Below are 16,574 nucleotides of genomic sequence, written 5' to 3'. Positions count from 1 at the left end.
TTTCGTCAAACTTAGATATCACTATATCCTAAGCTTTTTAATGCACGTTCATCATCAGACCAACCACCTTTGACTTTCACCCAAAGCGTCAGCATGATTTTTTGCTCGAACATTTTTTCCATGTCAACCCGCGCATCCATACCAATTTTTTTCAGCTTTGCGCCTTTTTCACCAATCACAATGGCTTTTTGACCTGGACGATCGACAAAAATAGTGGCATCAATATAGGTACAAGGCGCTTTCATACGACCTGTTTTTTCATTTAAAACCGCATCTTCAGTTTTAAAAGATTCGATTTGCACGGTTAAATCGTAAGGCAATTCTTCGCCCAATTGGCGCATGATCTTTTCACGAATAACTTCAGATGCCAAGAAACGCTCTGAACGATCTGTGATTTGATCTAGCGAATACAACGGCGGCTGAAATGGCAAATAGCGTTCGATCGTGTCACGCAAATGATCTAGGTTCGCACCGCGCAATGCCGATACAGGAACAATTTCGGCAAAGTTCATTAACTTGGCACGTTCTTGAATAATCGGCAAAGCCTGATTTTTATTTTCAAAGGTGTCGAGTTTGTTAATCACCAAAATCACTGGCATTTCAGCATTTTTCAGCTTTTCTAGGACTAACTCATCATTTTGTGTCCATTTTTGGGCATCTACGACAAACAAAACCAAGTTCACATCGCGCAAAGCAGATGATGCAGCACGATTCATCATTTTATTGATGGCACGAACTTCTTTTTTATGCATCCCTGGCGTGTCTACAAATACAGCCTGAGATTTTTCACGTGAATCAATTCCCACAATTTTATGACGTGTAGTTTGCGGTTTACGTGAAGTAATGGAAAGTTTTTGACCCAATAAATGGTTCATGAGGGTCGATTTACCCACATTCGGGCGACCCACAATCGCAACAAAACCACTGCGGAAATCAGATGGAATTTCAGTTCCCTGACCGCTAAAGAATTGGTTAATCAGCTCATTGGCGTCGTTATTCGACTCGTGATCAGCATCTACGTGATCGGAATGGATGGTCATTCAGACTTTTGCTCCAAAAATTTTAAAATATCTGCCGCAACTGCCTGTTCGGCAAAGCGACGGCTTGAACCTTCACCCTTCATTACAGGCAAGCTATCGACTCGGCATTCGACAATGAAATGCTGATTCGGGGCATCACCCTGAATATCTACAACCTCGTAAACTGGGAGAGGTTTTTTACGTGCTTGTAAATATTCTTGTAAACGTGATTTAGGGTCTTTGAGTTGATCGGTTGGCTCAATATGATCTAAATAAGGGCTGTACCATTTTAGCACAATCGTTTGCAGCAAATTCAAATCACCGCTATCGACATATATGGCGCCAATAATCGCTTCTACGGTATCTGCCAGTATAGACTCACGATGATGACCGCCAGATTTCAATTCACCAGTACTGAGAATTAAATTTTGGCTAAGCTTTAAATCATTGGCGATTTTGCCTAAGGCTTCTTGACGTACCAGTGTTGCCCGCATACGCGTTAAACGCCCTTCATTTTCGTGAGGATAGGCCTCATATAAATAATTGGCAACAATCATTCCCAACAACGAATCGCCTAGAAATTCTAGGCGTTCATAATTGTGTTTATGACTCACCGAGCGGTGAGTCAAAGCCAGTTTAAGCAATTCAGGTTGCTTAAACTGATAACCGACTCGGCTGGCTAGACGGGTCTCATTTAGCTTGGACTGAGCTTTGATCAAAACTTTTCTCGAACTTCATTACAATATCAATATTCAATAAGAAAGGTTTTCTTATTTCATATTCTTTTTTCACTTCTAAACCATCTACGTTGGTCACTTGAGCCACATCTGCAAATTTAATATCGCGAATGTTGTTCATGCTTAAACGTTTGTCCATTTCACCAATAAACTGTTGTGGTGATAGATTTTTTGGCCCATTCAACAATTGCTCTTCAATTTGATTGTCCAACATTCGATCATCGAAATATGGTCCCCAAACTGCAACTGCTACTTTTGCCATAAATGCAAAACCAATAATTGCAATTAAAATTGCAATATAAGATGCCCCTTGTTGATGACGCATTTTTTATTTTCCTAATCTGCTCTATTAATCAATTTTGCCGTTACGACTAAATGACGGCAAATTAAACCCAGGCTCTTTATGCATCCACACATAGAACGCACGACCTGTTAGGTTTTCCTCTGGTACAAAGCCCCAGAAACGACTGTCAGCACTTTGATCGCGGTTATCCCCCATCGCGAAGTAATGACCGTCAGGTACTTTAACTTCCCAATATAAACCATTTTCTGCTGAATATTTACCATTGTCTACATAGTTCAGGAATGGTGCCTGACGTGCCACGTTGACACCTTCAAGTTCGCGCATGGTAAATGTATGCGCACCTAAAGTTTCCTGATGGTAAATTGATGTAGGTGTATCTAAACTGTCTTTTTCACGGCTAAATTGGATTGGAGTTTTTGTTACTTTTTTACCATTGATGCTTAACTGACCATGGTCATAAACAATATGATCACCTGGTAAACCGACAATACGCTTAATATAGCTAATGCTTGGTTGTGGTGGATAACGGAACACCGCAACCTCACCACGTTCAGGCGAACCCACATCTATAATTTTGCTGTTGATAATTGGCAAACGCACACCGTATTCAAACTTGTTCACCAAAATAAAATCCCCCGTTTCTAAAGTTGGCACCATAGAATCTGACGGAATATTAAATGGTTCATACAGGAATGAACGCAGTACCATCACCACTGCCAAAACAGGCCAAAAATCATAAGCCCATGTGATAATGAAGTTTTCATTGCCTCGCCCTTTCGTTGCTCTTTGCTTAAATACAAATTTATCGAGCAGCCACACCGCAATAAAAAATAATGTGGCAGGAACGAGAATCAAATTAAAATCAAAATCCATGGGTTTATTATCCTTATAATTTTAGCGTTCGACTTTAAGTACAGCTAAGAAAGCTTCTTGCGGGATTTCAACACTTCCCACTTGCTTCATACGTTTCTTACCTTCTTTTTGCTTGGCAAGTAGTTTCTTTTTACGAGAAACGTCACCGCCATAGCACTTCGCAAGTACGTTTTTACGCATCGCTTTCACGGTTGAGCGCGCAATAATTTGCGCACCAATCGCAGCCTGAATAGCCACATCAAACATTTGACGCGGAATCAAGTCTTTCATTTTTTCAACCAAGGCAATACCACGGTGACGTGCATCTTGACGGTGGCAAATCATAGCTAAGGCATCGACTTTTTCACCGTTAATCAGTACATCGACTTTAACCAAAGATGAGCTTTCAAAACGGACAAAGTTATAATCTAACGATGCAAAACCACGTGAACATGACTTCAATTTATCAAAGAAGTCCATCACGACTTCTGCCATCGGAATTTCAAAAGTAATGGACACTTGGTTACCCAAGAATTTCATGTCTTTTTGCACACCACGACGCTCAATACATAAGGTCATGACATTACCCAAGTATTCTTGTGGCACTAAAATATGACATTCTGCAATCGGTTCACGCAAATCTTCTACAGTTGAACCATCAGGCATTTTAGAAGGACTGTCGATATAAATTGTTTCGCCATTTTTCATCACGGCTTCATAAATAACCGTTGGTGCCGATGAAATCAGGTCTAAGTCGTACTCACGCTCTAAACGCTCTTGTACGATTTCCATGTGCAACATGCCCAAGAAACCACAACGGAAACCAAAGCCTAAAGCATCTGAACTTTCAGGTTCAAAGAACAAAGCTGAGTCGTTAATTTGTAGTTTGTGCAATGCTTCACGGAACGGTTCAAAGTCGCTGGCATCAATTGGGAATAAACCTGCATAGACCTGCGGCTTAACTTTTTTAAAGCCAGGCAAGGTTTCTACTTCTGGTGTTGTTGCGAGTGTAATGGTATCGCCCACTGGTGCACCAAAAATGTCTTTAATACCCGCAATAACAAAGCCCACCTCACCTGCTTCCAAAATACCTGTTTCGGTATGTTTTGGATTAAAAATACCAACTGAGGTAATAATGTGCGTTTGACCTGTCGATTTCATCAACATTTTATCGCCTTTACGCACACGACCTTGCTTGATACGTACTAACGACACAACGCCTAGATAGTTATCAAACCATGAATCAATAATTAAGGCTTGCAAGGGCGCATCACGATCACCTTGTGGTGCAGGAATGACACTCACCAAGGTTTCTAATACATTGTCGATGCCTAAACCTGTTTTAGCCGAACAGGTAGGTGCATCTTGCGCTTCGATACCAATAATTTCTTCAATTTCATGAATCACACGCTCAGGTTCTGCCTGTGGTAAATCAATTTTATTCAGTACAGGTAAAACCTCTAAGCCTTGCTCGATTGCGGTATAGCAGTTTGCAACAGATTGCGCTTCCACCCCTTGTGCCGCATCAACCACCAATAACGCACCTTCACAGGCTGCCAAAGAACGTGAGACTTCATAGGAAAAGTCAACGTGTCCTGGGGTGTCAATGAAGTTTAATTGGTATTCCTGACCATTTGGATGGTTGTAGTATAAAGTCACCGAGGTGGCTTTAATGGTAATCCCACGCTCACGCTCAAGCTCCATAGAATCCAACACCTGAGCTTGCATCTCACGATCTTGTAAGCCACCACAGGTTTGAATGAAACGATCTGCTAGAGTCGATTTACCATGGTCAATATGGGCAATGATCGAAAAGTTACGGATGTTTTTAATATCAACAGTTTTTTTAGCTTGCGCCATGGGTTACCTTGAAAAATAACACGCTCTGCACCTAAAAATTCATGCAGAGCAAAAGCCGAATAGAAATTGCGAAGGATTATAGCAGATGGATTTTTCAATGTATCCATAATAATGACTTCCTTTTGCAGCCTCACGCATTTTTCTTTTTATTCGAGAGTTTCAGGCTTTTTATGCAGAGATTTATGTCGTGATTAAAGTGAGGATTGAAGAATACTTCATGCTATTTGAAACAGGTGAATACCTTCTTTAACAACATCGACAGCAATAATATGCAGCAACTTTCAATGATGCTACACTTGGTGATTCCACTCATCTTAATGAATCATACTCACTAAAATCTAAAGGATTTACATCAGCAGTAAGCGGTTGATAGGCCTGCGTAAATGTCGGTGACATGCGTTTTGGACGACCTGTAGCAATTTCCACACAAGCCCATTGCGTATTGCCCATAAACAGCAGACTTTTATCTTGAGGGCGATAAAACGCATATTGGCGAAAAGAATACAACGCATTCAAGTCGCTTAACCATGTACGCAAAATCAGCTCCTCACCTTCGAGTGCCGCTTTACGATATTGCACATGTTGTTCCACCGCCACCATCGCATGTTTTAATTTTAAGTATTCCTGCACCCCTAAACCTAATGTTTCGATATGTGCCGATGCCACATCCTGCATCCATTGCACGTACACCACATTATTGACATGCCCTAAAATATCAATATGTTCTGGCTGTACGGTGATTTTTACATCAAATATGCTGCTCATGTCATCCTTTTAACTAAAACTGCCATGACGGTCTAGTCTAACAAAAATACCGAGTTACATAAAAAAGTCGCCCTAATTCGAGAGCGACTTTCTTAAAATAAGTGACTATCTAAAGTTTAGTAAGATTCTAAATTTTAGATTGATTCACGATTTTATGCCACATCAACTTATTGAATACGCATGCCAATAATTGCACGTTGTCCTTGACGAATAATCACCACACGTGCAACTGTACCTTGTTTCAGGGTAGATACTGTTTCAACAAATTGGTTAGCATTTTGGATTGGCGTATTATTCAATTGTACCACCACATCGCCTGGCATAATACGCGCCTGCGCAGCCGAACCACCACGACGCACTTCCTGAATGAGCACACCGCCTTTAATATCTAATTGGCGTTGTTCTGCAACACTTAAATCGCGAATCGATACCCCTAAAACAGGACCTTTAGCTGCTGTGTCAGGGTTATTTTTGGCAGGAGTGTCATCAGGTGCAGTGCTTACCGTAGCGGTAATATTACGGCGTTTATCATCACGTAACACTTCAAGCTGAATACTTTGATTGGGCACTGAGCGGTTTAAATAGTTCAACAATTCAGACGTTCTGGAAATAGGTGTGCCGTTGTATTTAAGAATCACATCACCCGCACGTAAACCTGCACGCGCCGCAGGTGAATTTGGTGCTACTTGAGTAATTAATGACCCTTCAGGTTTACTGAGTTTATAAGATTCTGCCAGATTGCGGTCAATATCTTGCAAACTCACCCCTAAATAAGAGCGAGTCACTTTACCATTACGCTTTAGCTGATCGGCAACATCCATGGCAACATCAATAGGAATAGAGAATGACAGCCCCATATAACCGCCCGTACCACTAAAAATGCGAGAGTTCACGCCAACCACTTCACCACGCTGGTTGAACAATGGCCCGCCTGAGTTACCTGGGTTTAAAGCTACATCGGTCTGAATAAATGGAACGGAAGTTTCACCCATCATATTACGCATTTTGGCACTTACGATTCCTGCCGATGCAGAATAGTCAAAGCCAAATGGAGACCCAATCGCAAGTACCGGCTCACCTACACGCAATTGATCGACATTACCTGTACGCAGTTCTGGGAAACTTGTACCCTGAACTTTTAATAACGCGACATCGGTACGCTCATCACTGCCCACAACAGTTGCATCAAGTTCACGACGATCATTGAATACAATGGTAACTTTCGAAGCATCTTCAACAACGTGGTGATTGGTTAAAAGGTACCCATCTTTACTAATAAAAAAGGCACTGCCATAGCCTGTTTTTTCTTGAGGAATCTGTTGTTGAGGAATGATCACTTGATTGCCAAAAAAACGGCGTAAAATTTCGGGAACTTGTTGTTGTAAGAGTTCTTCCTGACTCATTTTTTTGACAACATTGACACTCACTACCGCAGGGCTAACCTGCTCAACCAAATTTGAAAAGTCTACTGGTGGTGCTGCTTGAGTCTGCACTGTTGCCATAGTAAAAACAGCCGCATATAAACCTTTTTTTAAGTTGCGATTTTTCATAAATAGCATTCACTCAATAATAATTATGACTTTGAACACATCTTATTTATCACAAAATAATAGACTTTTGCGTAATAAAATGTTGAATCTTTTTCAATTACGGTTTGGCAGGCACTGTGGAGGATAGCTGAGATAGCATCTTATATTTGACCCATCAAAAATGATGCGTCAAAGTGCTATAAATGAAATGCATTGGATCCATTCCCAATAAAAGCAGGATATTCCATAAAAGTTGCTATTTTATTCTTTTTTTTCATTATTCAAATCCACTTCTCACTTGCCTTTTTGTGTAAAAAGCGGTGTCATTATCCAACTTTTTTCAAATTAGCTGATGGACATGCCTAATTTAAACACAACACATCAATTTGATGTGATTATTGTGGGAAGTGGTGGTGCAGGTTTGAGTTTAGCGCTCTCATTACCCCAGCATTTCAATATTGCCGTTTTGGCGAAATCTACCCTCACTGAAGCCAGCACTTTCTATGCGCAAGGCGGTGTCGCAGCAGTGCTTGATGAAACTGATTCAATTGAACAACATATAGATGACACCATGATTGCAGGTGCACATTTATGTGAAATGGATGCCGTCAAACAAACAGTCGAAGGCGGCAAACCTTCGGTAGATTTTCTGCTGAAACAAGGTGTGCAATTTACTTTAGATGAACAAGAACAGTTGCACTTAACCCGTGAAGGTGGTCACTCACAGCGACGTATTATTCACGCTGCCGATGCAACGGGGCGCGCAATTTCGACCACTTTGGTACAACGTGCCCAAGAACAGCAAAACATCACCATTTTTGAAAATTATATTGCGATTGACTTAATTACCTCGCAAAAATTAGGTTTAAATGAAAGCAATCGCGCTTTGGGCTTATATGTACTAGATGAAAAAACACAAAAAGTGCATAGTTTCCTTGCGCCATTTACCGCACTTGCCTGCGGTGGTGCAATGAAAGCCTATCTATATACATCTAACCCAGACATTGCCACAGGTGATGGTATGGCCATGGCATACCGTGCAGGTTGTCGTGTGGCAAATATGGAATTTAACCAATTTCATCCGACCTGTTTGTATCATCCTCAGGCGCGTTCGTTTTTAATTACTGAAGCCATGCGTGGCGAAGGCGCATATTTGCGTTTACCCGATGGTGAGCGTTTTATGCTGCGTTTTGATGAGCGTGCAGAGTTGGCACCACGTGACATTGTGGCACGTGCAATTGACTATGAAATCAAGCGTTTGGGTATTCGTCATGTATGGCTAGATATTACCCACAAGCCTGCAGAATTTGTCAAGGAACACTTCCCTACACTGTATGCACGTTTGCTGGAATTAGGCATTGATATCACTACAGATATGATTCCTGTTGTACCTGCTGCCCACTACACTTGTGGTGGTGTGATGGTGGATGAACATAGCCAAACCGATATTGCAGGTTTATATGCGATTGGTGAAACTTCTTATACAGGTTTGCATGGCGCTAACCGTATGGCAAGTAACTCTCTTTTAGAATGTTTTGTCTATGGAATGGCAGCCGCCAAACATATTGAAGCCCATTACACCGCAGATTATAGCTCGCCTGAAGTCCCTGCTTGGGATGATTCTCAAGTCACTAACCCTGATGAAGATGTGGTGATTTTACAAAACTGGGATGAGCTACGTGCAACCATGTGGAACTATGTTGGGATTGTACGCACCACTAAGCGTTTAGAGCGTGCCTTGCACCGTATTGAAATGCTGAAACGTGAAATTACCGAGTATTATCAGGATTATCAAGTCAGTAAAAACTTGATTGAGCTGCGTAATTTGGTTCTGGTTTCTGAAATGATTGTGCGCTGTGCCATGCAACGCAAAGAATCACGTGGTTTACACTTCACGCTGGATTATCCTGAGCTTGCGCCTGAATTGCGTAAAACTGTGCTCATTCCACCTAATTTCCAAGTGGAAACTCCATTGGTGAATGAATAAAGTCGGTTGAATAGCGGTGATTGAAAGTTTGATATTTTCAATCATCGTTATTTTTATTTTGCAGTTATCTATTTCGTTTTACTTCTCTTTTTTGACCATCATTTCTACAAAAGTTTCCTGAACATCCCCTGCACTTTTATAAAAATAATATCTCGTTGATCATTTTTAAGCTGCCAAATATTAGTTTTGCTTAGGCTATTTTTCAATTCAATGGCATGGATGAAAACGATCAATGACAAAATAAGAATAAAAGATCAACCAAATTTACTTAGGCGATTGAACTGTAAACTTTAAGCGAAATGTTGATCTATTATTTTTCATATTGTAGCTTTAAACACTTACACTTGTGGAATCGAATACGTCCCTGTGACATGCGCCACGGCATCATCTACACCTTCGGAATATACCCAAACCTCACCGACTACAAGGTTTTTCCCTACTTTCATTAAGCGACATTCACCACGTAAATTACGCCCTGCTGCGGGCTTGCGTAAAAAGTTGATGTTTAAATTACTGGTCACCGCTAAAGCCACCAACCCCAACTCTCCTAGAATGGCGATATAAAGTGCATAGTCTGCAACAGTCATCATAGTCGGCCCTGATACCGTACCACCTGGGCGTAAATCACGTTCATCGATGTGATAATTTACCAATGCGCCACGTGGCGTGATGGACACAATTTCACATTTTTCCAGACTTTGCGGAAACTCTACTTTTAAAAATTCAATAATTTCTTCTTTGGTCATACTTAATATTCACTATTTAAAAAAATCTTCTAAGCATTTCCACTATAGAAGATTTTTCCATTCAATCAAATGTCTAGGGTCTGTTGACATTTCATAAATGGCTTGCGCTGTAGGCTAAAACTAAGCAGATCAGGCATGAAACGCAGGGAATAGCGAGACTATTACCAAGCTTCATAACGCAATCTGAGAAAGTTTTAGCCACAGTCCTTCGGAACGAGCATATTTTTTGCTGCTATTGCGTTATGTGCCAGTGATTTAGAATGACTAAATTTCCTGTCCCATGCCTTATATCAGCTAAAAAATATGCGTCGTCGCAAACATAGACGAATCGTCAACAGACCCTAATATGACCCGTTGGCTTGTTATGCATTTGTTTGTTATACCTTCGCTTGTAGATAGCTCATTGCTTGTGCAAATACTTGATCTGGACTTTGTGTTGCATCTAAACGCTTCACTCGCTCAGGATGCCGCTCCCATAAAGTTTGATAGCCACCCCTTACCTTCTCAAAGAAAGTTGCTTTCTCTTGCTCAAAACGGTCAAGCTCTCCACGCGCTCGTGCACGGGTCATACCCAGTTCAATCGGTGCATCGAGCCAAAAAGTTAAGTCAGGCATACGTGCGACAAAGTTATTATTTAAAGTCTGCAACTTGTTTTCACTCAATCCACGTCCCGCACATTGATAAGCAAAACTGGCATCACTAAAACGATCACATAGCACGGTTTTTCCTGCAGCCAACGCAGGTAAAATCACCTGATCTAAATGCTGAGCACGCGCTGCATACATCAACAATAACTCAGTGTCTGAACACATTTTTTCTTCATGGTTGACCGCGAGTAACAAAGCACGAATTTGCTCTGCCATAGGGGTTCCACCTGGCTCACGGGTTAAAACCACCGACTGACCTTGTGCAGTAAAATAATCATGAATACGGCGAATAAGCGTCGTTTTGCCTACCCCTTCGGTGCCTTCAAAACTGATAAACATGCTTATTCCCCTGATTTTTTCGCGCGCAGTACATTTAAATATTCCTGCACGGCACGGTTATGATCTTGCAAATTGGTGCTAAATTTATGTCCACCGTTACCTGTCGCCACAAAATAAATGTTGTCAGATTGGTCTGGATGCATCGCCGCTTCAATGGCTTTTTGACTTGGCAAAGCAATTGGTGTTGGCGTTAAGCCACTCATGGTATAGGTGTTGTATGGCGTTGGAGTGCGTAAATCCTTACGGGTGATATTACCCTGATAACGATCTCCCATACCATAAATGACGGTTGGGTCAGTCTGTAAACGCATACCCAGTTTTAAACGACGTACAAACACACCTGAAACTTGCTCTAATTCCGCATCAACATTAGTTTCTTTTTCAATAATAGATGCCATGATTAAAGCTTCATATTTATTTTTATAGGGCAAATCTGCTGCACGATTATTCCAAGCATCATCCAATGATTTCATTTGACGCTGATACAAATCGGTTAAAATTTTACGGTCAGTTTCACCTTTGGCAAAGAAATAGGTATTCGGCGCAAATAAACCTTCGGGATGTGTAAAAGGAATATTTAAAGCTTTGAGCATTTGATCATACGGCAAATGCGACACTTCTTTTGTGACCAGCTCATCTTTCTTTAACGCATCAATCAATTGTTTAAAGGTCGTACCTTCGATCACCAAAATACGGTTCATTTGTGCATTTTCAGCATTGGCGATCATTTCCAAAACCTGACGTACACTCATGCCCTGACGGACTTCATACACGCCTTTTTTCATGCTGTCGTGAATCATCACCCGTTGATAGAGTTTTAAAACAATTGGAAAATTCACATGATCTTGTTCTGCCAAACGATCAATAAAACGTGAGTAAGTATCACCATCATTAATCGCCAATAATTGTTTTTTTCCTTCAACTGGATAATCTTTAAATAAGCTGGACCATAAGATCATGCCAACGACCAAAAATAGTCCGAGTATAAAAATAAGCGTGCCCTGAATAGCACGCTTAGACCGCATAGTTTTGGTTTTCTTTTTAGATTTTGATGGACGCTTAGACATAAGAATGAATCTGATTCAGTTGAAGTTGCTTAAATAGTTCCACACACGGCTGCACATCTAAAACCTGCTGCCCTAAATGGCTAACAATTTTCATAGGCGTTAAAGCGTTACAGAAAAACAGACTTTGAATCTGCGCAATTTCCGAAACATGAACATCACGCTGTTCACAATGTAAATTCTGTTGTTGCATGCGCGATAAAATTTCTGCCCGCATGACACCGTGCACGCCATTATAACCAAGTTGCGGGGTAATCCATGTATTGTTTATACGAATGAAACAATTACTACTCACACCTTCAACCACACTGCCCTGTACATCAGTAACCAAAGCTTCTGCCCAGCCTTTATGATCGGCTTCTTGTTTGAGCAATACCTGTTCAAGTCTGTTTAGACTTTTCAGCCCAATTAAATTCGGCATGCTCAGTCCTATCGCTTGTGTCAAGACGCCACTTTGAATGATGTCATAATGATATGCTGTTTCTAAAGATGCTTGCACTTGTGGATAGAAAAACACCCAAACATCAGCAGGATGATCAGGCAAACTGTAACCACGCTGCCCCACACCACGACTTATAATAATCTTTAAAGTGCCATTTAATTCGCCATGCGCCTGTTTTAAAAGCGTCAATGTTTCAGTGATTAACTCAAGGTTAGCATTTAAATAAAGTTTGCAATTGGCATATTGCAAACGCGCCAAATGGCGGTCAAATAATTCAATTTGATTTTGGCGAATACGTGCAGTGCTAAAGCATCCGTCGCCATAATGAAACGCGCGATCTAACACATCAATCTGCCCAGTTGGCATGGCATTTTTATAACAATGCATGGAAAAGTACTCGTTATTTATCTCTAAATATAGAAAACAATGAAGAAATTTATATTTATCATTTACTCATATTCACCGCATTTTAAATTATTTTTTCAGCAAATAGACTACCGATATGCTTGCCTCATTCAACAACATATTTAATACATGAGGTCAAAAATGAACTTTACAAAACTGAAAATTGGACTACTGGCAGCCGTACTTTCGGCAACAACCTTGAGCGTTTCTGCAAAAGACTTTCTGAATGTGTCTTATGATCCAACCCGTGAATTATACGATAACTTTAACAAAGATTTTGGTGCGTACTGGAAAAAAGCCACTGGGCAAAACATTAACTTTAAACAATCACATGGTGGTTCGGGCAAACAGGCACGTGCGGTAATTGATGGTTTGGGTGCCGATGTCGTGACTTTGGCGCTAGCTGCCGATATTGATGAAATTGCCAAACGTGGGCTATTGCCCAAAGACTGGCAAAAGAAATTTCCGCACAACTCGACTCCTTATACATCCACAATTGTATTTTTAGTGCGTAAAGGCAATCCGAAAGGTATTCAAGATTGGGGTGATTTGATCAAACCAGGGGTAGAAATCATTACCCCAAATCCAAAAACATCTGGTGGTGCACGCTGGAACTATTTGGCAGCGTGGGCATGGGCAAAACATCAACCTGCGGGCAGTGATACCAAAGCACAAGAATTTGTGCGCCAAATTTATAAACAAACCAAAGTGTTGGATTCAGGCGCACGTGGCGCAACCACCACTTTTGCAGAACGTGGCATTGGTGATGTTTTGTTGGCTTGGGAAAATGAAGCCTATTTAGCCGTGCGTGAACAACCAGGCAAATTTAAAATCATTACCCCTTCTCTATCCATTTTGGCTGAACCACCTGTGGCAATTGTAGAGAAAAATGTGCAAAAAGATGGTAATCAACACTTAGCCAAAGCCTATTTAAACTACCTCTATTCACCTGCGGGTCAAAATATTGCTGCAAAGCATTATTATCGACCACGTAATGCTAAGGTATTGGCACAATATAAGTCGCAATTTAAACCATTGAAGTTGGTGACCATTAATCAAGCCTTTGGTGGATGGAACAAAGTCCAAAAACAACACTTTGAAAATGGCGGTATTTTCGATCAGATTGTCAAAGCCAACCAAACCAAATAATACTCCGAAAGGTAAATCATACCAAAGCTCTAGCTGAAAACACCCAAATTGAAAAATGCGGGTGTTTTCACAAACGCATTTTTACCTGATTCACATATATCTTTTTTATTCATATAAAATTCATTTTTAATTATTTTTTTTGCAAATAAACTCTCGTTATCCTTGTCGCAGATGATTTAAAACATGAATTCTACAGCATTATCTTACTGAATTTTGAATCCAAGTGATTACATCCAAAGCTGAAAATGCTGGGTTCAATTCACATTTAAGCGTTATTCAGATCATTATTTCAGTTTGAAATATGCGAAGGAGCATCGACATGATTCATACCGTAATTGTTCCGGGTGTAGGTGGCAGTGAATATGCACACTGGCAATCTTGGTTACAACGACAAATCATGTCTTGCTCGCGTGTAGAACAGTCAGACTGGAATAGCCCCATTTTACAGAACTGGGTTACCGAGTTTGTCAAAACGGTAGCCCCGATTCAGGACGATATTCAAATTGTGGCACACAGTTTTGGTTGTCTAACCACCTTGGCGGCATTAGCTCAGCACACTGAGCTTCAGGCGAAAATTAAAAATTTGGTTTTGGTTGCGCCTGCCAACCCTGCCCGTTTTGGTGAGTCTGGTTTTGCAGAACACAGTCAAAGCAATTATTCGGCTTATTTTCAGCAACTTAAATTAGCTGTACCGACACGCTTATTGATTAGTGAAAATGACCCGTGGCTCAGTTTTACAGATGCACAGTCACTTGCACAAGCATGGCAAGTCACACCTATTAATTTAGGGCAAGTGGGGCATATAAATGTTGCCTCAGGCTTTGGGGCATTTCCAGAAATTTATGATTATTTGATTGCAGAAAATATGCAATCACATATCAATATATCTGATAACAACAAGTATCTATTCAAATTTGTAATTTGATCTTCGCAACTTATGCTTGTGCCGAATTTATTTTTATCTGTTTGTTTTTAAACACTCATTCTCTCTTTTGAGGAGTCAACATGTCGCAGCGATCCAAAGTGCTGCCAGGATTTGGTCTTTCTCTAGGCTTTACCCTAGCGTATTTATCTTTAATTGTTCTTATTCCCTTATCGGCTGTATTTATTAAATCGCTAGGTATCGGTTGGGATGGTTTATGGGAAATTTTAAGTTCAGAACGTATCCAAAAATCTTTGCAACTCAGTTTTAGCGCTGCGCTCATTGCAGCCTTTATTAATGTCGTATTCGGCTTATTATTGGCGTGGTGTTTGGTACGATACAGCTTTCCGGGCAAACGTATTATAGATGCGTTGGTCGATTTACCTTTCGCCTTACCTACCGCAGTGGCTGGTATTGCCCTGACTTCTTTATATGCACCTACAGGCTGGATTGGACAATATTTAGAACCACTGGGTATTAAAGTCGCCTATACCCCTATCGGGATTACGCTTGCCCTGATTTTTATTGGTATTCCATTTGTTGTGCGTACCGTGCAACCTGTACTCAGTGACTTAGAAACCGAGTTAGAAGAAGCAGCATCTGCGCTAGGGGCGAACCGCTTTCAAATTGTCAGCAAAGTGATTTTCCCATTTTACTGCCTGCACTGATTACAGGTTTTGCCCTCGCATTTGCGCGTGGCGTGGGTGAATATGGCTCGGTGATATTCATTGCGGGTAACCAACCATTTAAAACTGAAATTGCACCCTTAATGATTATTTCCCGTTTGGAAGAATATGACTATGCGGGTGCAACCACAATTGCTGTGGTGATGTTGCTGATTTCTTTTGTCATGCTGTTCCTGATTAACTTATTACAAGCATGGGCAAGTCGTCGCACAGGGAGAACAGCACGATGAGTTTAAATACCAACAGCAATGCTTTGGCTGAAAAACTGCAATCACGCGATGCAACACGTGAGCCGACTTGGGTACGCTATACCCTGATTGCGATTGCTTTGATTTTCTTTTTAAGCTGTCTGATTTTGCCGCTGATTTTGGTTTTTGTAGAAGCGCTTAAACAAGGCGTCGGTGTCTATGCCCAAGCTTTAGTGCATCCTGATACTTTATCGGCAGTGAAATTAACCTTACTCACAGCAGCGATTGCCGTGCCTTTGAACGTTGTATTTGGTATTGCAGCAGCGTGGGCAGTGGCGAAATTTAATTTCCGTGGTAAGGCAATTCTCACCACCTTAATTGATATGCCTTTTTCAGTTTCCCCTGTCATAGCAGGTTTAATGTTAGTCCTGATTTTTGGTACACAAGGCTGGTTGGGTGGCTGGTTGATGGAAAACGACATCAAAGTTTTATATGCCGTACCTGCAATTGTGATTGCCACGATCTTCATTACCGTACCTTTTGTGGCACGTGAATTGATTCCTTTAATGGAAGCACAAGGCACAGAGGAAGAAGAAGCTGCGATTGTATTAGGTGCATCTGGTTGGCAAACCTTCTGGAAAGTCACTTTGCCTAATATTAAATGGGGTTTAATTTACGGCGTAATTCTGTGTAATGCCCGCGCGATGGGTGAGTTTGGCGCAGTATCTGTGGTATCGGGGCATATTCGCGGAGAAACCAATACCCTGCCGCTACACGTCGAAATTCTCTACAACGAATACACCTTTAGTGCTGCGTTTGCGGTGTCCTCTCTCTTGGCACTTCTTGCAATTGTGACCCTGATTTTAAAAACTTGGGTTGAAATTCGCCAAGAAAAGCAAAACCAACGCAATGAAGATTCAACTGTTTCTTAAG

General features: G+C 41.1%; 15 protein-coding genes and 1 pseudogene. 5 read left to right on the top strand and 11 right to left on the bottom strand.

Translation table 11 applies throughout. The features are described from left to right. Positions 1–11 precede the first annotated feature (11 nt). The 7 genes from era to LZP46_RS05180 form a co-directional block, all read right to left on the bottom strand. Positions 12–1,040 (bottom strand): GTPase Era, encoded by a 1,029-nt coding sequence (gene era, locus LZP46_RS05210; protein WP_442863541.1) that lies wholly within the window; start codon positions 1,038–1,040, stop codon positions 12–14. Continuing rightward, a complete protein-coding gene (gene rnc, locus LZP46_RS05205; protein WP_236094895.1) occupies positions 1,037–1,738 on the bottom strand; it encodes a ribonuclease III in 702 nt (233 codons plus the stop codon). The genes era and rnc overlap by 4 nt, the downstream gene beginning before the upstream one ends. Continuing rightward, positions 1,710–2,081: a DUF4845 domain-containing protein gene (locus LZP46_RS05200; protein WP_230244174.1), complete on the bottom strand. Its 372-nt coding sequence runs from the start codon at positions 2,079–2,081 to the stop codon at positions 1,710–1,712. The genes rnc and LZP46_RS05200 overlap by 29 nt, the downstream gene beginning before the upstream one ends. Before the next feature lie 24 nt (positions 2,082–2,105). Further along, positions 2,106–2,933: a signal peptidase I gene (lepB, locus tag LZP46_RS05195; RefSeq protein ID WP_236094894.1), complete on the bottom strand. Its 828-nt coding sequence runs from the start codon at positions 2,931–2,933 to the stop codon at positions 2,106–2,108. A gap of 21 nt (positions 2,934–2,954) precedes the next feature. Continuing rightward, positions 2,955–4,772: a translation elongation factor 4 gene (lepA, locus tag LZP46_RS05190; protein WP_236094893.1), complete on the bottom strand. Its 1,818-nt coding sequence runs from the start codon at positions 4,770–4,772 to the stop codon at positions 2,955–2,957. A 309-nt stretch (positions 4,773–5,081) separates the two neighbouring features. Next, the gene (locus LZP46_RS05185) at positions 5,082–5,537 is read right to left on the bottom strand and encodes an acyl-CoA thioesterase (RefSeq protein ID WP_236094892.1); all 456 of its coding nucleotides are present in this window, start codon (positions 5,535–5,537) and stop codon (positions 5,082–5,084) included. 167 nt (positions 5,538–5,704) lie between these two features. Next, positions 5,705–7,087 (bottom strand): Do family serine endopeptidase, encoded by a 1,383-nt coding sequence (locus tag LZP46_RS05180; protein WP_236094891.1) that lies wholly within the window; start codon positions 7,085–7,087, stop codon positions 5,705–5,707. Positions 7,088–7,418: 331 nt separating this feature from the next. Between LZP46_RS05180 and nadB the strand changes: the two genes are divergently transcribed. Next, positions 7,419–9,053 (top strand): L-aspartate oxidase, encoded by a 1,635-nt coding sequence (gene nadB, locus LZP46_RS05175; protein ID WP_236094890.1) that lies wholly within the window; start codon positions 7,419–7,421, stop codon positions 9,051–9,053. A gap of 338 nt (positions 9,054–9,391) precedes the next feature. Here nadB and LZP46_RS05170 read toward each other — a convergent pair whose 3' ends face one another. The 4 genes from LZP46_RS05170 to pabC form a co-directional block, all read right to left on the bottom strand. Beyond that, on the bottom strand, positions 9,392–9,799 hold the full coding sequence (locus LZP46_RS05170) for a PaaI family thioesterase (protein ID WP_236094889.1): 408 nt from the start codon (positions 9,797–9,799) through the stop codon (positions 9,392–9,394). A 377-nt stretch (positions 9,800–10,176) separates the two neighbouring features. After that, positions 10,177–10,785: a dTMP kinase gene (tmk, locus tag LZP46_RS05165; RefSeq protein ID WP_236094888.1), complete on the bottom strand. Its 609-nt coding sequence runs from the start codon at positions 10,783–10,785 to the stop codon at positions 10,177–10,179. 2 nt (positions 10,786–10,787) lie between these two features. After that, a complete protein-coding gene (gene mltG / locus LZP46_RS05160; protein WP_236094887.1) occupies positions 10,788–11,852 on the bottom strand; it encodes an endolytic transglycosylase MltG in 1,065 nt (354 codons plus the stop codon). Further along, positions 11,845–12,678 carry an aminodeoxychorismate lyase gene (pabC, locus tag LZP46_RS05155; protein WP_236094886.1) on the bottom strand — a complete coding sequence of 278 codons (834 nt, stop codon included), beginning with the start codon at positions 12,676–12,678 and terminating at the stop codon, positions 11,845–11,847. Before pabC ends, mltG begins: the two co-directional genes overlap by 8 nt. A 159-nt stretch (positions 12,679–12,837) precedes the next feature. On the opposite strand from pabC, the gene LZP46_RS05150 reads away from it, so the two are divergent. From LZP46_RS05150 to cysW, 4 genes and pseudogenes are all read left to right on the top strand, one after another. Beyond that, positions 12,838–13,845, top strand: coding sequence for a sulfate ABC transporter substrate-binding protein (locus LZP46_RS05150; RefSeq protein ID WP_236094885.1), 1,008 nt, complete (start codon positions 12,838–12,840; stop codon positions 13,843–13,845). A gap of 319 nt (positions 13,846–14,164) precedes the next feature. Next, complete coding sequence (locus LZP46_RS05145; protein ID WP_236094884.1) at positions 14,165–14,770, top strand: alpha/beta hydrolase; 606 nt, start codon at positions 14,165–14,167, stop codon at positions 14,768–14,770. 80 nt (positions 14,771–14,850) lie between these two features. Continuing rightward, positions 14,851–15,683 (top strand): annotated as a pseudogene (gene cysT, locus LZP46_RS05140) (sulfate ABC transporter permease subunit CysT). After that, positions 15,680–16,573, top strand: a complete 894-nt coding sequence (cysW, locus tag LZP46_RS05135; protein ID WP_236094883.1) for a sulfate ABC transporter permease subunit CysW — start codon at positions 15,680–15,682, stop codon at positions 16,571–16,573. Before cysT ends, cysW begins: the two are co-directional and overlap by 4 nt. The last annotated feature ends 1 nt before the right edge of the window (position 16,574 follow it).

The organism is Acinetobacter sp. SCLZS86 (assembly GCF_021560715.1).
Classification (GTDB): Bacteria; Pseudomonadota; Gammaproteobacteria; order Pseudomonadales; family Moraxellaceae; genus Acinetobacter; species Acinetobacter towneri_A.
This window is presented reverse-complemented; position numbering and strand designations above follow the sequence as displayed.

What these genes read in the sequence shown, in the direction of transcription:
- LZP46_RS05180 (WP_236094891.1), bottom strand. Translation starts at nt 7,087, where the DNA reads ATGAAAAATCGCAACTTAAAAAAAGGTTTATATGCGGCTGTTTTTACT.
- mltG (WP_236094887.1), bottom strand. Translation starts at nt 11,852, where the DNA reads ATGTCTAAGCGTCCATCAAAATCTAAAAAGAAAACCAAAACTATGCGG.
- tmk (WP_236094888.1), bottom strand. Translation starts at nt 10,785, where the DNA reads ATGTTTATCAGTTTTGAAGGCACCGAAGGGGTAGGCAAAACGACGCTT.
- era (WP_442863541.1), bottom strand. Translation starts at nt 1,040, where the DNA reads ATGACCATCCATTCCGATCACGTAGATGCTGATCACGAGTCGAATAAC.
- pabC (WP_236094886.1), bottom strand. Translation starts at nt 12,678, where the DNA reads ATGCATTGTTATAAAAATGCCATGCCAACTGGGCAGATTGATGTGTTA.
- nadB (WP_236094890.1), top strand. Translation starts at nt 7,419, where the DNA reads ATGGACATGCCTAATTTAAACACAACACATCAATTTGATGTGATTATT.
- lepB (WP_236094894.1), bottom strand. Translation starts at nt 2,933, where the DNA reads ATGGATTTTGATTTTAATTTGATTCTCGTTCCTGCCACATTATTTTTT.
- LZP46_RS05200 (WP_230244174.1), bottom strand. Translation starts at nt 2,081, where the DNA reads ATGCGTCATCAACAAGGGGCATCTTATATTGCAATTTTAATTGCAATT.
- LZP46_RS05145 (WP_236094884.1), top strand. Translation starts at nt 14,165, where the DNA reads ATGATTCATACCGTAATTGTTCCGGGTGTAGGTGGCAGTGAATATGCA.
- lepA (WP_236094893.1), bottom strand. Translation starts at nt 4,772, where the DNA reads ATGGCGCAAGCTAAAAAAACTGTTGATATTAAAAACATCCGTAACTTT.
- cysW (WP_236094883.1), top strand. Translation starts at nt 15,680, where the DNA reads ATGAGTTTAAATACCAACAGCAATGCTTTGGCTGAAAAACTGCAATCA.
- LZP46_RS05150 (WP_236094885.1), top strand. Translation starts at nt 12,838, where the DNA reads ATGAACTTTACAAAACTGAAAATTGGACTACTGGCAGCCGTACTTTCG.
- LZP46_RS05185 (WP_236094892.1), bottom strand. Translation starts at nt 5,537, where the DNA reads ATGAGCAGCATATTTGATGTAAAAATCACCGTACAGCCAGAACATATT.
- LZP46_RS05170 (WP_236094889.1), bottom strand. Translation starts at nt 9,799, where the DNA reads ATGACCAAAGAAGAAATTATTGAATTTTTAAAAGTAGAGTTTCCGCAA.